General features: G+C 68.4%; 7 protein-coding genes. 5 read left to right on the plus strand and 2 right to left on the minus strand.

What is annotated here, in order from left to right:
- Nucleotide 1 precedes the first annotated feature (1 nt).
- Both DPM12_RS09515 and DPM12_RS09520 read right to left on the minus strand, forming a co-directional pair.
- Nucleotides 2–970 carry a phosphotriesterase family protein gene (locus tag DPM12_RS09515; RefSeq protein ID WP_211658731.1) on the minus strand — a complete coding sequence of 323 codons (969 nt, stop codon included), beginning with the start codon at nt 968–970 and terminating at the stop codon, nt 2–4.
- Nucleotides 967–1,920 carry a shikimate dehydrogenase family protein gene (locus DPM12_RS09520; protein WP_112258071.1) on the minus strand — a complete coding sequence of 318 codons (954 nt, stop codon included), beginning with the start codon at nt 1,918–1,920 and terminating at the stop codon, nt 967–969. Before DPM12_RS09520 ends, DPM12_RS09515 begins: the two co-directional genes overlap by 4 nt.
- A gap of 122 nt (nt 1,921–2,042) precedes the next feature.
- On the opposite strand from DPM12_RS09520, the gene DPM12_RS09525 reads away from it, so the two are divergent.
- The 5 genes from DPM12_RS09525 to DPM12_RS09545 all read left to right on the plus strand — a co-directional run bounded on the left by DPM12_RS09525 (nt 2,043) and on the right by DPM12_RS09545 (nt 7,017).
- Entirely contained in the window at nt 2,043–2,792 is a 750-nt protein-coding gene (locus tag DPM12_RS09525; RefSeq protein ID WP_112258072.1) for an SDR family NAD(P)-dependent oxidoreductase, read from the plus strand.
- 85 nt (nt 2,793–2,877) lie between these two features.
- Nucleotides 2,878–3,981, plus strand: coding sequence for a Gfo/Idh/MocA family oxidoreductase (locus DPM12_RS09530; RefSeq protein ID WP_112258073.1), 1,104 nt, complete (start codon nt 2,878–2,880; stop codon nt 3,979–3,981).
- The gene (locus tag DPM12_RS09535) at nt 3,981–4,934 is read left to right on the plus strand and encodes a zinc-dependent alcohol dehydrogenase (RefSeq protein WP_112258074.1); all 954 of its coding nucleotides are present in this window, start codon (nt 3,981–3,983) and stop codon (nt 4,932–4,934) included. The genes DPM12_RS09530 and DPM12_RS09535 overlap by 1 nt, the downstream gene beginning before the upstream one ends.
- Nucleotides 4,935–5,000: 66 nt before the next feature.
- Complete coding sequence (locus DPM12_RS09540; protein WP_112258075.1) at nt 5,001–6,518, plus strand: xylulokinase; 1,518 nt, start codon at nt 5,001–5,003, stop codon at nt 6,516–6,518.
- Nucleotides 6,519–6,627: 109 nt separating this feature from the next.
- Nucleotides 6,628–7,017: a hypothetical protein gene (locus DPM12_RS09545; RefSeq protein WP_112258076.1), complete on the plus strand. Its 390-nt coding sequence runs from the start codon at nt 6,628–6,630 to the stop codon at nt 7,015–7,017.
- The last annotated feature ends 95 nt before the right edge of the window (nt 7,018–7,112 follow it).

Below are 7,112 nucleotides of genomic sequence, written 5' to 3' on the forward strand. Positions count from 1 at the left end.
CTCAGCCGAGCGCGAAGGCGAGGAAGCGGGCGGGGTTGGCCACGAGAATCGTTTCCACCAGCTCGTCACCTCCTGCCCGCGCCACGCGCGGCACGAAGGTGCCCGGCAGGTAGCGCATGCCAGGCAAGCCACCGTAGGCGCGGAACGACGATCGCCGTGCCACGTCACCACCGAGGAGGATCCGCTCGGAGCCACCACGCTCGGCGACGTCGAGAAGGCAGTCGACCAGGACGCTATCGGGCCAGTACTTGGTACGACCTGCTCCGTCGTATCCCAGATACACGCCTTCACCCGCCAGGTCGGCGTGCAGCAGCGGGTCGGGGTTACGGTCGGCGTGTGCGAGAGCGATGCGCTCGGCCGCGACACCCGCGCCGGTCAGCAGCTCGACAACCTCCCAGGCGGCCGTGCCCAGCTCCAGATGACACACGATCGGCGCACCGGTGCGCTGGTGCGCCGCCGCAGCGGCGCGCAGGGCTCGACGCTCGAAGTCGCTGATCGACCAGTACCCCGCACCGACCTTGATCACCCCGGCGAGAACGTCCGAGTCGTCCGGTGAACCACCGTTGGATGCACAACCCGTCGTGATGTCGGCAACGAAGCGTTCGGTCAGGTCCTCCGGCGCGATCTTTCGAATCCAGTGGTCGCGATCGTAATGCGCTTCCCGGTGCACACCCGTGGCGAGCACGATGGTCACGCCGGTCCGCTGCGCGATCATCGCCACCCCGTCCGGATCTCGTCCGCAACCCCACGGCGTGAGCTCCACCAGTGCGTCGATACCGGCATCCCGAAGCTGCTCCGTCTCCTCGGCCGAGCATTCGAGATCGTCGAGCTCGTCGCCGACGAGTACCGGCGAGCGCATGAGCAGGTGCTCGTGGTAGTCGGTTCGGCCCAGCTGGTCGGGCCGGATGTCGCCCCGAACGGTGCGGATGCCCATCCTCTGGCCGCGGCGGGCATCCGGGCTCAGCGTCATGTCCGTACCTCTGCTGCGATCGACGACAGTCGCTCGACGGTCTCGCGGTCGAGCTCCAGGTCGAACACCTCCTCGGTGGCTGCCGTCCAGCCATGCACGAAGTAGCGCCACCCGTCCTCGACGGTGAGCTCACGTTCCCGTTCCTGGGCTCGTGCCTGGTGAAGGAAGTGCAGATCTCCCCGATAGTTGATCTCCCACACCACACCCCGGTGGGGGAACAGTCCAGCATCGGTGATCGGTGATCCGGGCATGTCCTTGCCCAGCCCGGTCGCATTGATCACGAGTGACCCTGGCGGAAGTTCGGCCATCAGCTGGTCGTTGACCTCGGGTTCCGCGTTGGCTATGTACGAGAACTCCGGGGGCGGTTGTGGCCCGTCCATCTGCTGGTGAATCACCCGGCATTCGTCGAGACGCTCCGCACCCCGGTTGACCAGCGTTATCCGGTCGGGCCGGTCGGACGGGTCCGGGCGAGACGCCAAATACAGGGAGATCGCGAGGCCGGATCCTCCCGCACCGAGGCAGAGCACCTCGGCGCCGTCAGCGAAATGACCCGGCGGGACGAACTCCTCCAGAGACCGGCCCGCGGTGAGCGTGTCCTTGGCATGTCCGCGCAGGCGGCCCGCCCGCTTGGAGATACACGAGATCTCACCCGTGAGCTCGGCAACCGGATCGAGCTCGTCGAACATGTCGACGGTCGCCCGGTGCAGCCGGACCTTGTGGCTCGTGACGAGCGCTCCGTAGTGCCACGGATCGCGCGCGATGTCCTCAACCACCGTCCGGTAGCGCTCGCGTGACGTGTCCAGCGCCAGATCCACGGGTTCGAGCCGTGCCTCGTTCAGGCCCAGTTCCGTCGCCCACAGCGGAAACACCTTGTTGATCGACGATCGGCTCGCAGTGACACCGATGAAGCCGAACCGTACGGCGCGATCGGCATCTCGGTCCGGTTCCACGCGCGACCTCCCTCGCTCTGCTGGTCGCTGACGTCTTGACGCTAACAACATATCGCTCGTAATGTCATCCTGTACGGTCAGGATATGAAGCTGCGTTTCACCAGCGCAGGGAGCGTGCGAGCATGAAGACTGCGATCGTCACCGGTGCGACGAGGGGCATCGGCCACGCATCCGCCGTCGCTCTGGCAGACGAGGGATGGTGGGTCCTGGCCACCGGCAGGGACACCGAGGCCGGGTCCGAGCTACAGAAGGAACTCGACAGCCGGTCCGCAGGCCGGTTCCACGCAGCCGATCTCACCGCGCCCGGCGCTCCCGAAGAGCTGGTACGAAGCGCGGAGAACGAGCACGGATCGCTCGATCTCGTTGTCAACAATGCCGGCATCCATCGCCTGGCATCCGTCGAGAACACCACCGCGGCGCTCTACGACGAGGTGATGACCGTCAACCTGCGATCGGCCGTGTTGCTCACCGCGGCGGCGATTCCCGCCATGCGCCGCGCCGGGGGCGGAACCGTCATCAACGTCTCCAGCGAAGCCGGGATCCTCGGCTTTCCCGGCCAGCTCGCGTACAACATGTCGAAGGCCGGCCTGATCATGCTGAGCCGCTCCATCGTTGCGGACCACACCCGCGACGGCATCCGCGCCGTGACGGTTTCCCCGGGAACGACGCGCACGCCACTGGTCCAAGGAATCATCGATCAATCCGAAGATCTGCAGGCGACCGAGAACGAGCTCGCCGGGCTCCGGCCGGCGGGCAGGCTGGGACGGCCCGAGGAGGTCGCGGCCGTCATCACCTTTGCTGCCTCGGACCGCGCTCCGTTCATGACCGGGGCCGAGATCTCCGTGGATGGTGGGAATGTGGCCGTGACCTGAACCGTCCGCCGGGGTAGTCGCCGAAGGGACACCACGAGAGGACCGAGAGGCCGTCACGCATCGGGGGCCGGAAGGAGTCAAGTACATGGGTGCAGATGTCCGGGTGGTCCTGATCGGTGCCGGGCGTGCCGGCCTGGTGCACGGCCGCAATTTCGCCGCAGGAGTGCGGGGCGCCCGGTTGGTCGGAGTGTGCGAGCCCGATGACCAGGCGCGCGAATCGGCTCTGGCCGAGTTGGGGTGCGAACGCGGGTTCACCGATCCCCTCGAAGCCGTCGCCGATGACGACGTGGACGCCGTCGTCGTGGCGTCGCCCACCTTCACCCATCCGGACATCACCGTCGCGGCGCTCAAGGCCGGAACTCACGTGCTGTGCGAGAAACCCCTCGCTGCCAGTCTGGACGAGGCCCACGCCATCAAGGCCGCGGCCACGTCGTCCGACGCCGCGTTCCTCATGGGCTTCATGCGCCGATTCGACCAGAGTTTTCGCCGGGCGGCGGAACGACTGCACGTCGGCGACATCGGCGAGCCGCTCCTGATTCGCTCCACCGGCCGCGGGCCGGGCCTCCCTCCTCGATGGGCGTGGAACACCGATCTGTCTGGAGGGATGATATCCGAGGTCAACGCCCATGACCTCGATTCCCTGCGGTGGCTGACCGGTCAGGAGTACCACCGGGCGTACGCGGTGGGCAGGGCAGCAAAGCGGCCCGACATTGCGGAGAGCAACCCCGGATTCGTCGACCTCGTCACCGTGACTTTCGAGTTGACCGGAGGCGCCGTCGGACAGGTCGACGGCGCGTGCCCGGCCGACTACGGCTACGACGCTCGCGTCGAGATCTACGGATCCGAGGGCATGCTCCACATCGGGGACACCCGGGCGAACAGCACCGTCTTGGTGCGCTCGGACGGCATCGTCGCCGACCCCGTGACCAGCTGGCGCACCCTGTTCGCCGACGCATACCGGGCAGAGGATCAGCACCTGGCCGACGTCGCGCACGGACTCGAAGAGCCCAAGACCAGGATCGACGACGGCATCGCCGCCCTCGAAGCGGCCATCGCCACCAACCAGTCCATGGCCACTGGCGAGCCGGTCCACATCGACGCGCGATTACGCGACGGCAGCCGATCCGGCGGATCGGGCACACCCGGTGGTGCAGGCGAAACGAACCCGACGAGGACGGTTCATCACTGATGCGCGCGGTGCGGATCGTCGGGCACGGAGAGGTCGCGGTACGCGACGTTCCCGAGCCGACGCCGTCCAGCCACGACGTCGTCGTCACCGTCACCGCCACCTCTGTGTGCTCGACCGACCGCAAGCTCGCCACGCGCGGACACGACCACCCGTGCACGCCGGGGCACGAGGTAACCGGCCTGCTCCCCGACGGCACCGCAGCGGGCATCTACCCGGAAGTGACCTGCGGACGCTGTGCGGCGTGCCGGGCGGGTTGGCACAACCGCTGCCCCGACCGGGAGTCCATCGGCTTGGCCCGCGACGGCGGGCTCGCCGAGCTCGTCTCGGTGCCCACCTCGCAGGTGGTGCCGCTTGGCGGGCTCGATCCCGTGACATCCTCCATGCTTGAACCACTCGCCTGCGCCGTGCACGCCGTCGACGTGTGCGGTGTCAGCCCGGGTGAGCCCGCCGCCGTCGTCGGCGGCGGGGCCATGGGAATCCTGTGCGGGTGGGCATTGCAGGCTGCCGGCTGCCCCGTCGCGATCTGCCAGCGTCCGGGACCGCGGCAGCGGATCGCTCACGAGATGGGTTTCGACGTGGTGTTCGGTCCCGAGTCCACACCGCGGGATCACCTCGACGACGCGCCCGCAGCCGTCGTCGTGACCGCTCCCGGCGCCGCGCCATTGCAATGGGCCGTCGAGCAGGTGGCCCTCGGTGGCGTCGTCCACAGCTTCGCGGGCACCCCTGGCGGCGCCCTCGTCGATGCCAATGCCATCCACTACCGGCACCTGAAGCTGGTCGGCAGCACCGGCTCGCGGCTGTCTGACTACCGGCGAGCGCGTGACCTCGTCGCCAGCGGGGAGATCAAGCTCGACCGCCTTCCGCACCGGGTCGTCACCCTCGAGGAGGCACCCGCCGCCGTGCTGGAACGACCTCCCGACGGCGTCCTGAAGACCATCGTGGCGATGGGCTGACGCACAACACAGCCACGGATCGCCGGCTCTGGTCACCACAACCGAAGCGACACGAAGGAGCGCGAGATGACCGTCTTCGTCGGCTGTGACCTCGGCACCATGGGAACCAAGGCCGCTGTGGTGGACCTGTCCGGGCAGATCGTGGGCGAGGCGTTCGAGGAGGTCCCGTTGCGCACGCCACGACCTCGCTGGGCCGAACAGGACCTGGAAGAGATCGAGGCGTCCGCGTACCGCACCATCGGCCGCGCTCTCGAAGCCTCGGGCCGCGCCCGCGACGTCGGCGGCGTGGCGTTCTCCGGGCAGATGTCCGGCATCGGCACGATCGACGCTGACTTCCGTCCCGCCACGCATTTCGACTCCTGGCTCGACTCCCGCTGCACGCCCTACATCGACGAGATGTCCGAGCACGCGGCGCGCGTCGTCGAGCTGTCCGGATGCCCTCCCACCTACTCGCACGGGCCGAAGATCGTGTGGTGGCAGCGGGAACGTCCCGACGACTTCAAGCGGATCGAGCGCTTCGTCGTCCCCGGCGCGTTCGTGGCCGGACGGATGTGCGGCCTGGCCGCACAGGATGCTTTCATCGACCGCACGTACCTGCACTTCTCCAACCTGTCCGACACCGCGGCGGCCACCTGGTCCGACGAGCTGATCGACGAGTTCCGGGTCGACCGCCGCGTCCTTCCGCGTATCGTCGATCCGCTCGACATCGTCGGCGAGATCACGCCACAGGCGGCCGAGGCCACCGGGCTGCCGGTCGGCACTCCGGTGGCAGCTGGCGCCGGCGACCAGAGTGCGGCGTCGCTCGGTGCCGGTGTCGTCTCCGGCGGGCAGGCGTTCGACTCAGCCGGCACGGCGAGCGTGTTCGCCGTGTGCACCGACGGCTACCAGCCGGACACGGCCAACCTCACCTTGACGTCCGGGCACTCGGTGATCGCCGGCAAGTTCATCGCCCTGGCATTCATCAACGGCGGCGGGCTGGCGCTGCGGTGGTTCCGGGACGAGATCGCCACCGACCTCGCGGACTCCCCCAACGCCTACGCCGAGCTCGACCGGCTGGCCGGCGCCGTCGAGCCCGGTTGCGGCGGTTTGCTGTGGTTCCCGCATTTCCAGGGTGGCGTGCTGCCGCCGCAGCCACGCGCCCGGGGCGCGTGGGTCGGGCTCACCGCCGGGCACGAGCGCGGGCACATGTTCCGCGCCCTGCTGGAAGGCATCGCCTACGAGTACGCCGTCTGGGCCGAGCTCGCCCGTGGCATCGGGCAGGACCTGCACGAGGCGCGGGCACTCGGGGGCGGCGCGGCGTCGCCGCTGTGGAACGGCATCAAGGCCGACGTGCTGGGCATCGACTGGGTGCCAACCCTGCGTCAAGAAGGCGGTGTCCTCGCCGACGCGCTCATCGCGGCGGCTGCGACCGGTCACGTCGACGACCTCGCCGCGACGGCGCAGGAGTGGCAGGAGACCACCGAACCCATCCGGCCGGATCCCGACCGGCATGCGACGTATTGGACGTTGCGAACGGCTTACAACGAGCTCCGCAACCAGCTCGGTCCGGTCTATGCGCGGCTCGGCTCGCTGGTCGGCCGGTGACGGCGACATCGCGGGCGGTGCGCCGACGTGTGGACCGACCACCGAACGTCCTACGCCCCGTCCCGGGCCGGCCCGAGCGCCGGCGACCTTCGACCCGGTGAGGTGCTGAATGAGAACGACCGTATTCGAACTGGACACTGACGGAAAGAACGTCCGTCCGCGGGTGACGCCCGAACCACGGTGGCAACCTTTCGACGAGTGGGAGGGCGAGCCACTGACCAGCGTGCATCTGGTGGAGCATGTCCAGACACCCCGAGCCACCCTCCAGCAGGTGCACATCGCCGCCGGCGGGCACTTCGTCATGCACACCACTCCCGATCTCGCCCATTGCCAGATCGTGCGCGGCCGGGGGATCCTCCGGCTACCCGACGACCAGCGGATTCCCTTCGACGGGCCAGAGCTCTACATATTCCAGCCCGAAACCCTGCACGAATGGACGGACATTGAAGAAGACACCCTGCTCAGTGTCTGTCTGGTCCACCCCATCCCCGCCCCGTGACCCCCTTCCGCTGATCATGAACACTAGTCAGGCACATGGCGGGCTCAAGCGGTGCTTGCAACGTTCATGCTTAGTGGTGGAGGTGGGCGTTGATG

It is taken from the genome of Phytoactinopolyspora halophila, from assembly GCF_003287285.1.
Taxonomy (GTDB): domain Bacteria; phylum Actinomycetota; class Actinomycetes; order Jiangellales; family Jiangellaceae; genus Phytoactinopolyspora_A; species Phytoactinopolyspora_A halophila.